Below are 17169 nucleotides of genomic sequence, written 5' to 3'. Positions count from 1 at the left end.
CTCCCAAGGCCGTCATCATATTAGACTTGTCCTTTCCATGGTGGTAAAATTTAGCCATTCTTAGTGTTGGAGGTTGGATACGTGATGAAAATAGCCTTTATTTCAGATATACATGGGAATGCCGTAGCACTTGATGCAGTGCTTAGAGAGTTAAAGCGGTCGGAAGTTGACAAGATTTATGTGCTCGGGGATGTTTGTTACCGTGGTCCTGAACCGAAGCGTTCACTTGAACTGGTACGCTCATTGGATACAGAAGTGATAAAGGGGAATGCGGATGAATGGGTTGTCCGTGGTGTCCGAGAAGGAGAGGTTCCCCCTCAAGCATTGAACATGATGCAAACAGAACGTGACTGGACCGTTTCACAACTAGATGAAACCGATCTTGATTATCTTCGAGGTCTTCCTTCTGATCTAAAAATCAATCTAAATAATGTGGCAATCCATGGATTCCACGCTACACCAGAAAGCTTATTTGAGATTGTATTGCCTGATAGTGGTGATGATGTTTTGGAGACTCGCTTAATGCAGGGAGCACAAGACGCACAAATATATGTTTACGGGCATATTCATCGTCCCTATATTCGCTTTATCAACGGTAAAATTGTGATGAATATTGGCAGCGTCGGACTTCCATTCGATGGAATGGCAAAGGCTTCCTACGGTTTAGTTGAGGTTGAGGACGGGCGTGCAAAAGTGTCAATTCAAAGGGTAGATTACGATTTAGAAAAGGTAATAGAGCTTTACGAGAACCTAGATTACCCAAACACAGCAATGATGACCGAGGTAATTCGCAACGGAAGATTATAGTCGTTTAGAGTTTGAGATAGGTAACTTTTTTTATCATAATTAGTGAAAAATCCTTAAAATTTTGGAGGAAATAAAATGGCCATTATTGATATTACCGTGATTCCCGTTGGCACTTCGACACCAAGTGTAAGCGAATATGTCGCTGACATTCACAAGGTCCTCGAGCAGCACAAGGATACGATAAAATATGAATTAACCGCAATGAGCACGTTGATTGAAGGAGAGCTTGCGGACCTGCTTGAAATTGTTAGACAAATCCATGAGATCCCATTTCAAAAAGGATTAGAACGTGTTTGCACCAATATTCGTATCGATGATCGTCGCGACAAGGAAAATACGATGGAACGAAAGCTCGAGTCCGTAAGAAGTAAATTGTAGATGCACTGAATTGTTTTTAAAAAGGTGTCCCCAAGAGTAGGGACACCTTTTTAGCGAGTGGTTTACTTGGGCGTTCCGTTTTTTACTTGCGTCATTTGGATTTTTACTTGCCAATTTGGACGATTTACTTGCGAAATTCGGCAGGTTACTTGCCGTTTCCGAAATGTCATATTTCGCATTCTAAAAATAAAGATTCAGCACGTCATTGTTCAGGATTTTTCCCCATTGAATCTCCTTAAGGAAATAGTTTCTCCCATATGGAATATAATAACTTTGATCGCAGGCTAATTGATCATCCGTTGTTTTGTGATATTTATTTAATATTAGCGAATGTGTACCATTTTTAGAGATGAAGGAATGATAGATTTCAGCATATGGCTTCAAATACGGATTTTCACGTAATTGAATCGGTGATAAATCAATAAGTGTATGTGCTGCATGTCTTGGAGTATTAGGATATAGGTACAAAACAAAGGCTGACTTACGAGGTAAAGAGGTCAAAAAATAGCTCGGAAACGTATCGTGCTGGATTTTTAATTGACAGGATAATTGATCATGCTGTATATCGTTTTCAATGGGTGATAGCAGTAAATGCATCGATGCTAAATAACACTTTAAGGCTAAATTTTGATTTTTCAATAAATATGCCGTTTTCCCTAAACTCATATAAGCAGATCTATTTAAAGGATCAAATTCCAATGCTTTAAAGAATTTAATTTTAGCACCTTCTAAATCCCCAGCTTGCTTCAAAGAATTCCCTTGATCAATGAACTGATTAGCAGCGCTTCCCATGCATTACCCACCTTTTTGTACATTCTCCTATTACATAATTTGATTATATCGAAAATAAATAATGGAATTTTCAGCATATATTACAAAGTCATTAAGTTAATATTTACCATTTCCCCTTAAACACAAAAAAGCTCGGTCTCCTCAATACTGAAGAAACCAAGCTCTCCTCAATTCATTAATCAATTAAACTAGCTTTATCTTCACCGAATGCCTTTTGCCACTCTGATTTAAACACGCGAACATCAGTTTCGGTTGCTGGGAAAGCAACAAACTTTTCGATTAAGTCAGGTCCTACTGTTACGGTTTGAGCACCTGCGAGACAAACATCATGAACCTGTTGGACATTTTTGAAACTTGCGGCAATAATATCAGTCGTCAGATGGTAGTTTTTGAAAAGCTCGGCAATCTCCGCGACAACTTTTACACCATCAATAGTTAAATTGTCCATCCGGTTTACATATGGAGCTACATATTGCGCACCTGCCATTGCAGCAATTAGCGCTTGAAAAGAAGTATAAATCGTTGTTGCCAATGTTGGAATATTTTCCTCTGTTAACAGCTTAATCGCCCGAATTCCCTCTTCTGTAACTGGGATTTTCATGACCACTTTTCCAGACAGCTGATGGCGAATATACTTTGCTTCCTCGACCATTTCCTCAGCTGTATCACCTATTACCTGTACGAATAGTTCCTTTTCGTCACCAATTGCTGCTCGTATTTCCTTAAGAAGCTCTAAATACGGCCGGTTCTCCTTGACGATAATCGACGGATTCGTCGTTACGCCTGCAATTGGATAATATTTTGTTAAATATTTAATTTTTTCCACATCTGCAGAATCAATATAAAGTCTCATTATTGGTCCTTTCTCCTCGTAAAACAGAGGGATAAATTGATTTAAACAAAGTTTGTACAGTGCTAGGAACTATTTCGAGGCACTTAACAAAATTATATAACTCATAGACTTTTAAAAAAAGTGAAGAACAAAAATTGTGCTTAAAAATAAAAAGCGCATAATGCTACCCTTTAACTGGTTAGCCCTGCGCCCTATTTGTGGATTTATTCATTTCCTATTTTCCCAAAAAACATTGCTGATTCTTAATCATCGCCACCGTCTGAATCACTATCAACTCCATTAACACTTTCATCATTATCATCGTCATCATAGTCAGAGCTTTTTGCTCGTGATCTCTTTCTGCTTCGTGAATGAAACGAACCGCCGCTTGGAAATAATACAAAACCGACGATCGCTACAATAATACCAATTCCTTCGTTCGCTGTGAAAAAAAGAAGATAAACACCAAATAACATGATGAGAACACTAATCAATTTCAAAATAATTTTTAGCAGAGTAATCCCCCCTTTACCTATCCTAAATACATATTCTGCACCATTACTATTTATACGTAGCTTTGGTATGAATTAGTTGAAGCGGGACTGGTCAATTCAACGGTAGGGATTGGGTAATTTTTCTCTCAGCTAAGACTTTTGTCGTGTTTTGTTATTTTTTATCGAATTATGATATGAATCGATGTATAATAGGGCGATGCAAATAAATAAATTTAAGTGGAGGATGAGCAAGTATGATGGAGTGGACGTTAGCCATTTTATTTGGAGCTGCTGTAGTGCTGTTCATTATGTCTTTTTACAAAGCAAAGCAGACATCCAATGATGTCCAACAGCAATTAGACCATATGACCTTTACGTACAATGATCAAATAAATAAGCTTCAGGAACAGGTTCGAAATCTTGAAATTGATGCAGAAATTTCTGCCCAAGTGGCGGGTAATCCTGAGGAACAGAGTGCACTCCGTGAAATGATTGACATGCAAAGACGCGGATATTCGCTTGAAAGCATCGCAACAAAATTCGAAAAAACAGAAGCTGAAATCGAGAGCAGTCTAACTCCTTACGTCAAACCTAAGAGTGAAAGGGGAACGGTTGAAAATGACAGCTAAAACGATGCGCAGTGTAGCCGGAGGCATTTTCATCGCAGCTTTCCTAATGGCCATTGTTTATTTTCTTGGTGGATCAGATTCAGGTACGGCAGTTAAAACGGTTGCAGCAGAAAAAATGACTGCAGCACAAATGAAAAAGGAGCTTTCATCTGACGGCTTTGTTATTAAGACCCAAGAAGAATGGGATGCCCAGGTTGCAGCCGTAAAAGCAGCAGAAAAGAAAGCGAAAACTGCGGCAAAAAATGCTGATACTACAGATGCTAAAAATAAAGATCAACAGGAGCAAAAAGGCACAGAAAAAGTCGTGTACCGCACCGCGCTCTTTGTTGCTTCAGGGATGACAAGCATTGATGTTGGTAATGCTCTTGTTCAATCAAAAATCATTCCAAATGCGTTGGAATTTTCACAGGAAGTAGATAGACGCGGTCTAGCCAATTCCTTGAAGCCAGGCATGTACGAGGTCGAAAGCGGAATGACAACAGACGAAATCATGGCGGCAATTTTCAAATAGTCGTGGTTCTACTGGGTTAGCAGTTTGAGAGATTTTTGAGTTTAACATATATTGAAAATGAGGGTGCTCCGAAAAGTTTTGGCTTTTTGTGGAGCACCCTCATTTTTATTGCCTCAAATCTAAAACTTAACCAGCTGTGCACACGTCTTACAGGAAATTAATTAACAGCACTATTGCGCTCACAATTGGAGTTACGACAATGCCATAGCGCAAGAAAATTTGCGGCAGCCGTTTCGTTAATTTTGCACCAATATATGAACCGATCATCGTGCTTAATGCCACTTGTAAAAACAATTCCATATCGAAGTAGCCGTTTTGAAAAGAGCCAATTGATGCAAACAGGGCAATCGGGAGAATGACCAGCATTGTTGTCCCTGCTGCAATTCGCATCGGGAAATGGAGCCATTTTAACAAGGATAGTTGGATGAACGGTGCCGCACCGATGCCGAACGTACCCGAAATGAATCCGTTCCCTAGTCCTACAGCAGCATAACGGAGGAATCCCAATTCTTCTTGCTGTTCGTTAGGTTCTGAAACTATTTTCGTTTTGGCCCATATTAGAATTCCTGAAAGTGTGAGGGCTGAAACGGTAAACAGCATTAGCACATTAGGATTTATAAACGGAGTCAAGCGCATTCCAAAATAAGCGCCCACACCACCAAATAACCCGACCATAATCCCTTTCTTTAAATTTATATTTCCATCCCGAAAATGACTCAAGCTTCCGGTCAATACTGTAAAAAACATGACCGGAACTGCGGTTCCAATCGCAGAATGGATTGGGATATTAAAAACCGTAACAAGAAGGGCAATAATAAAGCCAGACCCGCCAGCACCAATAAAACCAAGCAAAACTCCTAGCATCAGCATCGTCAATATCAGCAACAAAATTCATAACCTCTTTCTTCGGACTTCAGATTTTTAAACTAATTTTCCTACAATAACAATGGGATTTTCTAATCTAATAATTGTACTACCTTTCTTCATCTTTTTTAATAAAAATGTTTTGAATTCCTGCTGATTTGAAAAAGTGGTCTATGATAAATTTTCGAGGCTCTCAAAAGTTGTATATTTTATTTTTATAAGAAGGATAATAATAGAACAAATAGAGGGCTAAGGGGATAATAATGCTAGAAAATGGAAAAATATCTCATGTGCAATTTTCAGTATTAGTGATGATGTATCTAATTGGAAGCTCTGTTTTATTATTGCCATCCGCTTTTGCTGCTAAAGCGAAGCAGGATGCTTGGCTCGCTGCCATTGTGGGTGTTATTGTAGGGGTTTTGCTTGTATTGCTATACAATGCATTAGGGAGTACTTTTCCAAAGATGACCTTAGCGGAATATTGCGAGAAAATCCTCGGAAAGTGGTTAGGAAAGTTAGTATCCCTCTCTTTTTCAGCCTATTTCTTCCTTATTTCTGCACTTGTCCTACGAAATATAGGAGATTTCATGGTCACTCATATATTGGATGCCACGCCGATTCAGTTTATTGAGATCTTTTTTTTAGCCATCGTTCTTTTTGGGCTCTATTATGGACTAGAAGCGTATTCACGTACTTCAGAGATGTTATTTCCATGGGTGATCTTATTTTTTTTAATTCTCATCCTCTTAATTCTTCCACAAATTGAGCTAGTAAATATTCAGCCAATCTATGAAAGTGGCATGAAATCAATCATCAATGGTGCTCTCCCATTTATCGGAACTCCATGTATGGAGCTTGTCGTGTTTTTAATGCTATTTCCTTTTGTCCACGGAACAAAGGATGCTAAGCGTTCCTTTATAATTGGTTATTTGTTTGGGGGAATCATTCTTATAATCATTTCCCTAGTAACCATACTAGTGATCGGATATAGAACAACAACAAACGTCATCTACCCCACTTTTCTTTTAGCAACAAGGATTAATATAGGCGGTTTCATTCAAAGAATCGAGGCCAGCCTTGCCATATTATGGTTTATCACAATCTTTTTTAAACTGACCATTTGTTTTTATGCATCTTCCTTGAGCTTAGCGCAAACATTAAGGCTAAAAAAATATCAATTTTTATTTTTTCCATTCTCCATGATCATGATTGTTCTTTCATTAATAGCCTATCCGAATTCAGCCTACTTTCTGTCCGTTATTGGGTCAATTTGGACACCCTTTGCCTCCGTTTATGGGTTAATTCTTCCTGCATTATTATTAATCATTGGCAAACTGAGGAAGCTGGGAGACAATCCTTCCACATCTGTTGGGGAGAAAATTACCAGAACAGTTCTGAAAAGGAGTAAGAAAGGAGTGTGTATGTTTTTTTACACACTCCTTTTTCACGAGGGAAAAAGAGGCTCACTTGTTTAAGAGGTGGTCTCAATACTTATATTTGTTCACTGCTTTCAACTGATTCGACAACTTCCACATGATCACTTGTTTGGAGGGAAACAAGCGAAACTTCCCCATGCTTCCTTTTCTTGATGACAAGAAAAATGATTAGAGCTAGAGCAGCGATTCCTGCATAAATGCCATTTTCCCATGGGATAGAAAGTATTCCGAGCGAAATAGCTGAAAGAAAGAAGAAGTATATTAGGTTGCCAAGTGCGGTAGCGTAGAAAAATTTTAGGAAGCGAATAGAGCTAATGCCCGCTGCAATATTGACTACACTTGTCGGAATGAACGGCATGACTCGGCCAAAGAAAACGAACCAAAACCCATTTTCCTCCATTTTTGTTTCCCATTTTTCATTGACGTACTTTGAAAAGAAATTCTGAAACCAATATCGTGTCATATAAAATGAAACCACTGCACCAGCAACACTGCCGAGCCAGCTCCACAGGTATCCTCCTGTAAATCCAAACAGAGAAACATTAATCGAGATTAATAAAATAAGAGGAATGATCGTAAACAGATTTTGGACGGTCATGAGGAGAAGAGTAAGCATTAGAATAAGGAATAGACTGCCATGAGATAATCCTTTTACTGCGTCAGTATCGCCCGATAACAAGACAGCCATTGTATCAGATTTGAAACTTAAATAAAAAAAGGAAGCGTAAACACAATCGGTACATATTTCATTCGTATCGCCATTACGAACACCTCATCGTATGAGAAATTGTCTTACCGTATCATACGAGTGCATCACAAAAATGAACTAGGTCAACAATGGAATTTCTTATGATTTATGGGATATCTCACATTAATTCTGAAGTGCTCCATCAGAAAACCAACTACGCTTTTCTTTTATTGTATTAAACAAATGACTATACTTGCCAACTATTTGCAACATAATAAACAGTTTGTTTTTTCCTATTTTCAAAGTAAGAACGGGTCCAAACAAAAAAGCAGGAGAACCATAGGCTCGTCCCCCTGTTTACTTCATTCTGGCAAGTCTGATTCAAGTCTTTTTAGAAATTCGTCGGCTGCACTGTAGCCTTGCTGCTTTAGGTACCAGTTATTAGCTGCGGCTTCAATTAGGCCAACAACATCACGCCCGGCTGGAGCTGAATTTCAATATGAGGAATTTCGACACCCAAATATTCAGTAAATGAAGGCTCTACCTCAAGCTCATTATTTAAGGAGTTATCCTTCCATCTTGTCAATTCAATATCGAGTGAAATTCTTGTCTCATCCTGATAGGCTTTTCTCCCATAAAGTCGGACTACATTCAACAGACCAATACTTCGAAGAGCGAGAAACTCCTTGTTTGTTTCATTATGAGTTCCGAGCAGTGTTTGTGGACTGAGCTTCTTCAGGACGACAATATCATCGGCAACGAGTCTGTGCCCTCGCCCAATCAATGTATGGGCGGTCTCGCTTTTCCCAATACCTGAAACACCGCGAAGTAAAATGCCCATTCCAAAAACATTGAGGCATACTCCATGAACTGCTATCTCTGGTGCTAATGCTTTGACTAAAAAAGAATCAAGCTTGGCACTGAATTCATAGGTTGGTTCCTTTGTATGCAGAAGAGGGATGCCTTCCTCATCACAGTATCGCATTAAATTGACAAGCCCCCGCTGATCGTCCGTCACGATAAAACAAGGCGGATGGTACTTAACAATATTGCCAACCCGCATCGCCCGCTCTTCTTTATCAAGCGTATGTAAATAGGTTATTTCATTTTGCCCAAGAACCTGAACCTGCTCCATCGGAAAAAATTCAAAAAAGCCGATAAACTCAAGCCCTGGCCGATGTGATCGAGATTTTGTGACAGTCCGCTGCAAATGCTGTTTCCCTGCCAAAACCTCCAATGAAAATCGTTTAACTAAATCCCCAATTGTGATCGATTGCATTCCACCACTTCCCCTTATTAATTGCCTAATTATTATAACGTAAAAATAAAAGAAAACGCTCACATTTACAACTGAAGCATGAGGAGTTTTTTTACAAAAGAAGCAGGTGAACCATCTGTCCTCCTACACCATTCTTTTGCAGCAAAAGAACCATCCCTTTGCTTCAAAAAACAAAAAATCCTTCAAGATAGAAATCAAATTCCAACTTGAAGGACTTTTCTATTTAGTACAGAGAGAGATAAAAGATATAGGGTTAAATCAAATGTTGATTGTTAACTTTCCAAACTTAACTTTCCGGTACACCCTGCTTTTATCGAGATTTTGACAAACTCATTTATATTAGTCTTCCAGGAGTTTTCAGGGTTTTCTTCGGCGAGAATGGCGACACCATCCTTGACCTTTATCCACCCTTTTGTGTCTTCGTCCTGAAAATAGCCAGTGATCGAGGTTGAAACGGGGTGAAAGGCTTGCTTACTTGAATGAATCGTTCCGTAATAAATATGGCTATCGCCATATTGATCATGAATCCAGTCATCCGTAATATTTAACAACCACAGCTTTCCACTACCAATCTTCCCAACTAACTTAGCCTTCTTCTCAAACACATAATCCATGGAGAAATTCCCCTTATGCCATTACTAGTGAGCGTTTTAATGCTGGGATCGCGTCAACCACGTGGCGTTGGATCGCCAGCTCTTCTGGTGAAAATCCTAGAGCAAGACCAATTAACTGTGGTAAGTGAAGAATTGGCATTGAGATATCCTCTGGATTTACTTTTTGAGCTTCCGGCTGATAAGCATCCAGCTGCAACTGGCATAACGGACATGGAGTAACAATGCAATCAGCTCCAGCATATTTTGGTGACAAGCAGTTCTTAGCCGTTAAATCCATTACTTCTCTTTCAGCTGGATAAACTGAATGGAAACCACAGCAAGCTAATCGCTGATCAAAATCAACACTTTCTGCACCTAATACATCAGCAACCATTTCCATTGATTGTGGGTTCATGTGATTCTCAAAGCCCATTACATCCGGTGGCATAACGATATGACAGCCATAGAAATTCGCTACCTTTAAACCAGTTAAAGGTCTTACTACTTTCTTCCGTAAATTCTCTAAGCCGTAATCCTCGATTAATGCCCAAAGAAGATGAGTCACTTCAGTTGTACCCTTATACTTAAGACCAGCTCGATCTAAACCTTCATTCACTTGCGTGCGAAGTTTTTCATTTTTGTCCATTTTCAGCTTAGCTGTACGCAACATTAATGTACACGTATTACAAACTGTTAACATCTTCACCGTGCCCATTTCTTCTGCAAGGGCAATGTTTCGTGCGTTAATAGATGTAGCCAATAAATTGTCTACGTCTTGAATATGGCTTGCACCACAGCATGTCCAACCATTAATTTCGATTAATTCGATTCCTAATGCGGATGCAATTTTTTTTGTAGAAATCATGAGCTCTTCAGCTGCTGATTCTAATGTACATCCTGGGAAAAAGGCGTATTTTAGACTCATGATTTTCTAACCTCCTCAGCATACTTATAAATTTCGCGAATTCCTTTAATACCTTCAACGGCCTTTGGCATATGGAGCGGGTTAATTTTACCCTTTGTAATCATTCTTAAGGCAAACGGTACACGTTTACTTACCGTGTTCACAATACCTTCTGTTTTAATCGGTAGCATTACTTCGTTTAGGCGTCCTTTGCTTCGTACATCATCATGGAACGCAAACGCATGCCTGGCACCTAGGTTTTTCGTTTCACCCATCTTGATCGACTCTGCACGTAAATAAGCAATTTGTTCAGTCAATGGAATACCTTTTGGGCATTTCGTCACACACTGCATACAGTGCAAGCATTTCCATAGCTCATTTTCATAAACCGGACGTATATGCTCTTCTGGTGAGCCATCACGAGAATCGACTGCAAAACGATAAGCACGATTTAAAATAAACGGATCTAAATACGTTCCATCATTGATCGCAAGCTGATTACATTCAGATGCACACACACCACATAAAATACAATCTGTTGGCGCAGCGATTTCATGATAATCATCCTCTGCTTGAATAAAACCGTCTTCCTTTGTACCTTCATCAGATGGAATTAACCATGGCTTTACTTGCTCCATCTTATCCATTTTTGGTTCCCAAGCAATCGCTAAGTCTTTGATCACATCGAAATTTTTCAACGGCTCAAAAGTTAAATAGTTTGTATTGAAGGTTTCCAAAACTTCATCTAATGACGTTTTACAGGCAAGAAAAGCATTGTCGTTAACTCGAACGGCACAGCTACCGCAAATTGCGTGTCGGCAAGCTGATGTAAAAGTAAGGGTCGGATCGAGTGTTTCACGAACTGTTGTTAGCGCCCACAGAATCGTCTTTCCTTTTTCATAAGGAATTTCATAATCCTGGAACCATTCGCGCTCGCCATCAAATCTCTTAATCTTGAAAAATAATGTAGTATACATATTAATACTTCCGCTCCTTCGGTTGATATTTCGTGATTTTTACCTGGATGTAATCTAAACGATAGTTGTCCCCTTCCTTATGAATCAATGTATGTTTCAGGAACTCACCATCATTACGCTCAGGATAATCCGCTCTCGAATGCGAGCCACGGCTCTCTTTACGATTGAGGGCACCCATTGTTACGGCCTTGGCAAGTTTTAAAATATTACCAATTTCAACGTAGTTTAAAAATGCCATATTATATTTAATAGAAGAATCTCCACAGAAAGCATCCTTATATTCTTCTAAAAGCTGCTCAACTGTTTGAAGCGCTTGAGCCATTTCCGATTCAGTCCGGAAAATCCCAACATTGTACCACATTGTTTCCGCTAAGCGGTCACGGATACTGAACATGTTGATACCCGTCTTCTTGTGACGAATCGTTTCAAACTCGTCCTTCCATTTAAGTGTCTCAGCTTCTAATTTCTTCGTACCTGCAAATGAACGTCGCTTCGCTGTTTCTTTCGCACCAAGACCAGCATATTTACCAAATAACACTACATCCGCTACAGAGTTTCCGCCAAGACGGTTTGCTCCGTGAATCGATACGCTTGAACATTCGCCAGCTGCGTGAATTCCTTCGATTGGTGTACTGCATGTTTTATAATCACTAACATGGATTCCGCCCATCATATAGTGACAGCTTGGTCGAATAGGTACTGGTTCCTTAATGAGGTCCACACCTTCAAAATCCATCGCCAATTCACGTACTTGTGGAAGACGTTCCATGATTTTTTTCTCACCTAAGTGACGAAGGTCCATTAGAACATAAGAGTTCATTCCTTCACCAAAACCGCGACCCTCTTTAATTTCCGTTTCAATTGAACGGGATACGAGGTCACGAGGTCCAAGTTCCATTTTTTCAGGAGCATAACGAGCCATAAATCTTTCGCCGTCTTTATTTAATAGGTATCCGCCTTCACCACGACATGCTTCTGATAAAAGCACCCCAGTTGAAGCTAAACCAGTTGGATGGAATTGGACAAACTCTGGATCCTTTAATGGAATTCCCGCTTCAAAACAAGCTGCTGTCCCATCACCAGTCATATTGATTGCATTTGTTGTTCTGCTCCAGTAAATACGACCAAATCCACCAGTAGCGATAACAACTGCTTTCGCTTGAATCGCACGAATCTCGCCCGTACGCATTTCCATTGCGACGATACCTTCGAATTTTCCGTCCTCTACCGCAACGGATAAAAGATGCCAGTCATCAAGAAACTCAACTTTATTCTTTAAGCACTGTTCATATAGTGCATGTAAGATAACGTGTCCTGTTTTATCCGCTGAATAGCACGTTCTAGGACTAGATGCGCCACCAAATGGTCTTTGCGCAACACGGCCATTTTCATCACGTGAAAACGGAACTCCGTAATAATCTAATTCAGAAATAACCTTTGGCATATTCGATGTGAAAAATTCAACCGCGTCCTGGTCTGCTAAAAAGTCGCTTCCTTTAACCGTGTCACGGAAATGGCTTTCCGTTGAATCGTTGGCATCACGATAAGCCATCGCTGCGTTAATTCCGCCCTGTGCCGCTCCTGTATGGGAACGTGTTGGGAAAATTTTTGAAATACAAGCGACACGCAAACTTTTATCTTCACTCGCTGATAGTGCCGCCATCATTCCGGCACCGCCCGCTCCTACAACTACAACATCATATTTAAGCATTAAAATTTGCACCTCAATTCCTTGTTAGTCTTCGATTCTGTATTTCTTAACACCAATTTCATAAAGGTCATTACCTTCACAATCGACAGCGACAATACAAGGATAATTTTCAATTTCCATACGGCGAATAGCTTCTGGTCCTAAATCTGGATAAGCAACGATATCAACCTTTTTAATCGTGTCTGCGATTAATGCTGCAGCTCCACCGATTGCTGCGAAGTATACCGCACCATTTTTCTTCATCGATTCGATCACTTCTTTGCTGCGAGGACCTTTACCGATCATTCCTCTTAATCCTTGCTCCATCATCGTTGGCGAATAAGCATCCATCCGTCCACTAGTAGTCGGACCACAGGAACCAATTGGCTTGCCTGGTTTAGCAGGTGTTGGACCAGCATAGTAAATAACTTGGTCTGTTACATCGATTGGCATGGACTCGCCAGCATTCAATGCATCGACCATGTTTTTATGGGCTGCGTCACGCGCTGAATAAATGACACCTGTAATCGATACTTGATCACCGGCTTTTAAATCCTTTACTTGGTCATATGTTAATGGTGTAGTAAGATGTTTAATATTTGTCATTTTTTCCACCCCTTATAAAATTGCTTCTTTATGACGTGCTGCATGGCAGTTCAATGTCACACAAACCGGTAGCATTGCAATATGTGTTGGATAGGTTTCAATATGAACAGCTAAAGCCGTAACCTTTCCGCCAAAACCTTGTGGTCCAATGCCTAATTTATTGATGCGCTCTAGCAGTTCTTTTTCCACTTCTGCATAAGCAGGGTTTGGATTAGGTGAACCAGCTTCACGAGCTAATGCCTTTTTCGCTAATAATGTACATTTATCCATTGTTCCACCGATTCCAACGCCAACAATGACAGGAGGACAAGGGTTTCCACCAGCTTGTGTAATCGAGTTAACGATGAAATCTTTAACGCCTTCGATGCCTTCAGCTGGCTTGCACATTTTCACGGCACCCATGTTTTCGCTTCCTGCACCTTTTGGAAGAACTTGAATTTTGATTTGATCTCCTGGAACGATTTCCATATGAATGACGGCTGGAGTGTTATCGCCTGTGTTTTTGCGGTCTAATACAGGGTCTGACACAACCGATTTTCTTAGGTAGCCTTCTTCATAGCCTTGGCGAACACCCTCATTGATAGCATCCGTGAAGTCACCATCGACAACACGTGCGTCTTGGCCAACCTCTACTAAAATAACCGTCATTCCTGTGTCCTGACACATGGGCGCTTGTTCTGCGCGAGCTAGTTTTACATTTTTCAAGATTTTTTCTAAGCTATATTTACCAAACTCGGATTCTTCTGTTTCTAAGCCTGCAGCAATTAACTTTTCTACATCTTCAGGTAAGTCACAAGCTGCACTCATACAAAGATTTTTAACTGTTTCTGTAATTAATTTTGCTGAGATTTCCCGCATGATTAAATTCCTCCTACCGATTGCAATCTCTTATCTTTATTAGCGTCCACAGCGTTTAGCTGAATGTCGCCACATTCCGAGCAAACTAAAAAGGGAATTACTAATTCATAGCCATCATCGCTGCCATGAAATAACTCTGGGCGATGTTCTGTAATAATTGGAGCTAAACAACAATTAGATGACATAAGCTCTCCTCCACTTTAAATGAAAACTACCGCCGATAGAGTCTGATCATAATAGATCGGGAGGGGGAATCCGCTATCGGCAGTATCTTTTATTCGTTAAGCTTTTTTTACCAAAGTCCTAGGATCTTCCACCAAACTCCACCTATACCGATCCAAACGATGATATGAATGATGGAAATAAGGAAGCCGAGTGACCACCATTTGTTTTGAGTAACATATCCGCTTCCGAAGAAAACAGGTGCCGGACCACAACCATAATGCGTTGTACAGGCAAACAAGTTACTGAAAAATGCTAGAATTAATGCTGATACTAACGGTGGTGCTCCTGCTGCTACGATAACCGTTAAGAATGCTGCGTACATTGCACTTACGTGTGCAGTGTTGCTGGCAAAGAAATAATGAGAATAGAAGTAAACCACTGAAAGGACGATTAAAGCTAACATCCAATCCATTCCACTTACAGCGCCCTTCATTGTTTCACTGAACCAAGGAATCATGCCTAACTCATTTAAGAAGGTAGCCATCATAACTAACACAGCAAACCAAACTAATGTATCCCATGCGCCCTCTTCTTTCTTTATATCAGCCCAAGATAATACTTGAGTTAATAACAATACTCCTAAACCGATAAAGGCTGTTGTCGTTGCTGTAATACCATAGGTTGTTCCAAAAATCCAAAGAGCCAAGATAAGAACGAATACGCCAATCATGTACCATTCTTGTTTTTTTAGTGGACCCATTTCTTTTAGCTTTTTCGCAGCCATTGCTGGTGCTTCTGGAGTCTCTTTCACTTCTGGTGGATATAATTTGTAAATCACAAATGGAATTAAAATTAAACTAATAAGTCCAGGTACGATTGCGGCTGTTGCCCAACCCATCCACGAAATGGTTTCTCCTGTTAAATCTGCTGTAATTTGGGCAGCTAACGGATTAGCAGCCATTGCCGTTAAGAACATGGCAGATGTAATCATGTCACCTTGGAAAGCTACTTTTGTTAAAAATGCTCCAACTTTACGTTCAGTACCATCGCCAACGCGTGAACCAAATGTTTCAGATAGAGATCGGATAATTGGTAAAAGAATTCCACCTGCACGAGCCGTATTTGATGGCATCGCTGGTGATAAGATCAAGTCACTAACTAGTAAGGAATAAGACAATCCAAGCGTTTTCTTACCAAACATTTTGACAAAGATATAAGCTACACGAGAGCCTAAACCTGTTTTGATAAATCCTCTCGAAATAAAGAACGCAATAACGATTAACCAAATTGTTGTGTTTTGAAAACCACTAAGTGCTTGTTCGATCGTCAAGGTTTGTGTTAAAACTGTTGCCGTCAATGCGAGAATCGCTACACTTCCCATTGGTAGTGGCTTACTTACTAATCCAACAATAGTTGCGACGAAAATCGCGAATAAGTGCCAAGCAGGTGCTTCGAGACCTGCAGGTGCCGGTACCATCCAAAGCGCTACACCGATAAGGATCATAATAAGTAGTGGTATTGCTTTTACTTCACTTGGCTTTTTTGTGCTTGTTTCAACCTGTTGAATCTTTGGTTGTTTTAACTTTATTGCAGGAACTGACATATATTTCACTCCTTTATAAATTGCATAATTGTGTTTTTACACTTTCAATTTGTTCACAAAATGTTCACATTTGTGAATAGATTCACAAACTTAGATAAATAAAAAAGGCGGCTAAAGTATTAAGAAATAATCCCCTCCACTAAGGCAATTTCCTTCCCCTCGAGAAACTGTTTTCCCGCTACCTGAATCGTACTCAATTAGCCAAAAACATAATAGTTTATGAAAATATATAAAGAGTTTTGTAACTAAAGAAAGCAGGGGGACTTTTCTCTTGCTTCCTTTTGAGTTGGAAGCAGAGGACAAGTCTCCCTGCACAAAAAAAGGGCAGGAGATTAATTCTCCTACCCTAGCTTGTTAAATATTTTTCAATTAGTTGATGGTCAAGGTTGACGATTTTGTGTTTGAAAATGGGTCTGCCGATAGCACCGTAAACAATCTCTGTTTCAATAATATGAATGTCGGCAAAAAAGAAAAGATATTTTCTCATCGATACTCGAGATATTCCGACAAGCTGAGCCATTTCTTCAGTTGAGAACACTTCTGCCTGATGTTCAAGCATCTTTTCCCATATAAGCTTTAACGTGTTTTTCGTTAATCCTTTTGGTAGCTCCGTACAAGCGACATGATGCTGTTCTTTATGCAACAGCAAATTATCGAGATCATTTTGACTGAGTTCTTCCTGTTCATCAATAAATACCTGATCCTCTTTATAAGAGGTTAATGCTGTATGAAAGCGTTCAAACTCGAATGGCTTAATCAAGTAATCGACTGCTCCGTAACGAATTGCTTTTTTTATACTTTCTTTGTCATTTGCGGCAGAGATAATAATGACATCAATCCCCTGACCTAGCCAGCGAATCTTCGATAACAAGCTCCAGCCGTCCTCTCCAGGCATGTAAATATCTAATAAGATGAGGTCTACTTGATCTCTTTCAATAATCGGAAGTGCGTCTTGGACTGTTGGCACAGCTGCCACCAGCTCGTACCCGTCTATTTTTCCAAGATAAAGCGAATTGATTTGGGCTACCATCGGATCGTCTTCAACAATGATTGTACGAATCAT

The 17169-nt window shown here is 39.9% G+C and carries 19 protein-coding genes and 1 pseudogene; 5 read left to right on the top strand and 15 right to left on the bottom strand.

The window, feature by feature from the left end; genetic code table 11:
* Positions 1-84: 84 nt before the first annotated feature.
* On the top strand, positions 85-807 hold the full coding sequence (locus RGF10_RS02920; RefSeq protein WP_318509315.1) for a metallophosphoesterase family protein: 723 nt from the start codon (positions 85-87) through the stop codon (positions 805-807).
* Positions 808-882: 75 nt separating this feature from the next.
* The gene (locus tag RGF10_RS02915) at positions 883-1185 is read left to right on the top strand and encodes an MTH1187 family thiamine-binding protein (RefSeq protein WP_318507134.1); all 303 of its coding nucleotides are present in this window, start codon (positions 883-885) and stop codon (positions 1183-1185) included.
* A 180-nt stretch (positions 1186-1365) separates the two neighbouring features.
* Here the strand turns inward: RGF10_RS02915 and RGF10_RS02910 are convergent, their stop codons facing one another.
* The 3 genes from RGF10_RS02910 to RGF10_RS02900 all read right to left on the bottom strand — a co-directional run bounded on the left by RGF10_RS02910 (position 1366) and on the right by RGF10_RS02900 (position 3285).
* Positions 1366-1977, bottom strand: a complete 612-nt coding sequence (locus RGF10_RS02910; RefSeq protein ID WP_318507132.1) for a tetratricopeptide repeat protein — start codon at positions 1975-1977, stop codon at positions 1366-1368.
* A 175-nt stretch (positions 1978-2152) separates the two neighbouring features.
* Positions 2153-2830, bottom strand: a complete 678-nt coding sequence (locus tag RGF10_RS02905) for a fructose-6-phosphate aldolase (protein WP_318507130.1) — start codon at positions 2828-2830, stop codon at positions 2153-2155.
* A 242-nt stretch (positions 2831-3072) separates the two neighbouring features.
* On the bottom strand, positions 3073-3285 hold the full coding sequence (locus tag RGF10_RS02900; RefSeq protein WP_318507128.1) for a hypothetical protein: 213 nt from the start codon (positions 3283-3285) through the stop codon (positions 3073-3075).
* A 272-nt stretch (positions 3286-3557) separates the two neighbouring features.
* On the opposite strand from RGF10_RS02900, the gene RGF10_RS02895 reads away from it, so the two are divergent.
* Positions 3558-3932, top strand: a complete 375-nt coding sequence (locus RGF10_RS02895; RefSeq protein WP_318507127.1) for a hypothetical protein — start codon at positions 3558-3560, stop codon at positions 3930-3932.
* Positions 3922-4443, top strand: coding sequence for a hypothetical protein (locus tag RGF10_RS02890; RefSeq protein WP_318507125.1), 522 nt, complete (start codon positions 3922-3924; stop codon positions 4441-4443). Before RGF10_RS02895 ends, RGF10_RS02890 begins: the two co-directional genes overlap by 11 nt.
* A 147-nt stretch (positions 4444-4590) precedes the next feature.
* On the opposite strand, the gene RGF10_RS02885 is transcribed toward RGF10_RS02890, so the two are convergent.
* Positions 4591-5331 (bottom strand): sulfite exporter TauE/SafE family protein, encoded by a 741-nt coding sequence (locus RGF10_RS02885; protein ID WP_318507123.1) that lies wholly within the window; start codon positions 5329-5331, stop codon positions 4591-4593.
* Positions 5332-5570: 239 nt separating this feature from the next.
* Between RGF10_RS02885 and RGF10_RS02880 the strand changes: the two genes are divergently transcribed.
* On the top strand, positions 5571-6782 hold the full coding sequence (locus tag RGF10_RS02880) for a GerAB/ArcD/ProY family transporter (protein WP_318507121.1): 1212 nt from the start codon (positions 5571-5573) through the stop codon (positions 6780-6782).
* Between the two features lie 16 nt (positions 6783-6798).
* On the opposite strand, the gene RGF10_RS02875 is transcribed toward RGF10_RS02880, so the two are convergent.
* From RGF10_RS02875 to RGF10_RS02825, 11 genes and pseudogenes are all read right to left on the bottom strand, one after another.
* The gene (locus RGF10_RS02875; protein WP_318507119.1) at positions 6799-7431 is read right to left on the bottom strand and encodes a TVP38/TMEM64 family protein; all 633 of its coding nucleotides are present in this window, start codon (positions 7429-7431) and stop codon (positions 6799-6801) included.
* A 362-nt stretch (positions 7432-7793) separates the two neighbouring features.
* Positions 7794-8710: pseudogene (gene hprK / locus RGF10_RS02870) on the bottom strand (HPr(Ser) kinase/phosphatase).
* Positions 8711-8982: 272 nt separating this feature from the next.
* Positions 8983-9324 (bottom strand): molecular chaperone GrpE, encoded by a 342-nt coding sequence (locus RGF10_RS02865; protein WP_318507117.1) that lies wholly within the window; start codon positions 9322-9324, stop codon positions 8983-8985.
* Between the two features lie 13 nt (positions 9325-9337).
* Positions 9338-10228: a CoB--CoM heterodisulfide reductase iron-sulfur subunit B family protein gene (locus RGF10_RS02860; protein ID WP_318507116.1), complete on the bottom strand. Its 891-nt coding sequence runs from the start codon at positions 10226-10228 to the stop codon at positions 9338-9340.
* Positions 10225-11184: a succinate dehydrogenase/fumarate reductase iron-sulfur subunit gene (locus RGF10_RS02855; RefSeq protein ID WP_318507114.1), complete on the bottom strand. Its 960-nt coding sequence runs from the start codon at positions 11182-11184 to the stop codon at positions 10225-10227. The genes RGF10_RS02860 and RGF10_RS02855 overlap by 4 nt, the downstream gene beginning before the upstream one ends.
* Position 11185: 1 nt before the next feature.
* Positions 11186-12895, bottom strand: coding sequence for an FAD-dependent oxidoreductase (locus RGF10_RS02850; protein WP_318507112.1), 1710 nt, complete (start codon positions 12893-12895; stop codon positions 11186-11188).
* 24 nt (positions 12896-12919) lie between these two features.
* A complete protein-coding gene (locus tag RGF10_RS02845; protein ID WP_318507110.1) occupies positions 12920-13480 on the bottom strand; it encodes a Fe-S-containing hydro-lyase in 561 nt (186 codons plus the stop codon).
* 12 nt (positions 13481-13492) lie between these two features.
* Positions 13493-14338, bottom strand: coding sequence for a fumarate hydratase (locus RGF10_RS02840; RefSeq protein ID WP_318507108.1), 846 nt, complete (start codon positions 14336-14338; stop codon positions 13493-13495).
* A gap of 2 nt (positions 14339-14340) precedes the next feature.
* Positions 14341-14523 (bottom strand): hypothetical protein, encoded by a 183-nt coding sequence (locus tag RGF10_RS02835; protein WP_318507106.1) that lies wholly within the window; start codon positions 14521-14523, stop codon positions 14341-14343.
* 107 nt (positions 14524-14630) lie between these two features.
* A complete protein-coding gene (locus RGF10_RS02830; RefSeq protein ID WP_318507104.1) occupies positions 14631-16106 on the bottom strand; it encodes an anion permease in 1476 nt (491 codons plus the stop codon).
* A 346-nt stretch (positions 16107-16452) separates the two neighbouring features.
* Positions 16453-17169 (bottom strand): response regulator, encoded by a 717-nt coding sequence (locus tag RGF10_RS02825; RefSeq protein WP_318507102.1) that lies wholly within the window; start codon positions 17167-17169, stop codon positions 16453-16455.

The sequence above is a fragment of the Bacillus sp. T3 genome (assembly GCF_033449965.1).
Classification (GTDB): Bacteria; Bacillota; Bacilli; order Bacillales; family Cytobacillaceae; genus Bacillus_BU.
Note: the sequence above shows the minus strand (reverse complement) of the source record. Positions and strands in the feature narration are given on the sequence as shown.